This window comes from Haloimpatiens lingqiaonensis, assembly GCF_901447495.1.
Classification (GTDB): domain Bacteria; phylum Bacillota; class Clostridia; order Clostridiales; family Clostridiaceae; genus Haloimpatiens; species Haloimpatiens lingqiaonensis.
On the sequence record NZ_CABDWS010000174.1, the window covers coordinates 1 to 1,223 of the forward strand.

The 1,223-nt window shown below is 31.1% G+C and carries 1 protein-coding gene; it reads right to left on the minus strand.

Features of this window, described 5'->3' with window-relative positions:
- Positions 1–1,223: IS66 family transposase (tnpC, locus tag FGK85_RS15150; protein WP_138207988.1), on the minus strand; the 1,223-nt coding region annotated here is incomplete at both ends.

The following is a 1,223-nucleotide window of genomic DNA, read 5'->3' on the forward strand; positions in this document are numbered from 1 at the left end:
TTTTTTATCTTTAATTTTCATATTTTCAGGAATCTTATCATTCCAAGGCATAAGATTCTCTAAGCTTTCGCTATCGTATATATCTATCTTTGATAGATTATCAAATAGATAGACTAAGTACCTTTCTACAACTAAATTATTAGCCTTGGCAGTTTCAACAATACTATAAATATTGCTACTTGCAGTTGCACCCTTAGCAGTGTTAGCAAATAAGAAATTTTTTCTTCCTATAACGAAAGGCTTAATTGCTCTTTCCGCAGCATTATTATCAACTTCTAGAGAACCATCTAATAATACATTTTTTAATCCTGGTAAATGCTTTTTAGCATACTCAAGTGCCTTACCTAACGGACTTCTTGGAAGAGCATCTTTTATTTCTCTTTCAACATAATCAATAAAGTTATCTATAATTGGAGCTAGTTTCTCAGTTCTTATTTTAAATCTAATATCATAATAATTTTCATCACTTGAATAAGATTCTCTAAGTTCTTTTTCAAGCTTATAAATTTGCTCACAATAATTAAACCCTATTAATCCTCTAGAATTTTTTAGAGCTTCTTCATCTAAATCTACTATTATATTATGAAAGTATCTTCTTATATGAGCTAAGCAATATACCCTTGTAGCTCCGCTGACGGAATTGTATCCAGTATATCCATCCGTTTGGAGAAAACCTTTAAAATCTCCTAAGAAATTTTTAGGGCAAGAGCTTGATCTAGTACTCTGATAATCATACAAAATTACTGGCTTTAAATTGGTGTCACTCATATATAACCACATATACTTTTTAGATTTAGAATCTTTGCCATTATCATTAATTACTTTAAGAGTAGTTTCATCAGCATGAATGTAATTACGGCTAAGCAATTCTTTTTTCATATGGTTATATATTGGCTCTAAAGCATCTGCTGCAGACATAGTCCAATTGCATAGAGTTTGCCTTGAAAGAGTAGCTCCCATCATATCAAAGTAAGTTTCTTGCCTATATAGTGGCATTGCATGTTGATATTTAAGTATTAGAGTATGTGCAATTAACTCATTTGAGGCCATGCTATTATAAAAAATTGTTTTAGGGGCTTCTGGTGAAACTATTTTACTTTCACCAGTGGCTCTTTCGCATGTTTTACAAGCGTAGCTATAAATAACATGCTCCTCAATTATTAATTTAGCAGGAATGTATTTAACAATCTCTTTTCTAGATTTAACTCCGATAGGAGTAAGCT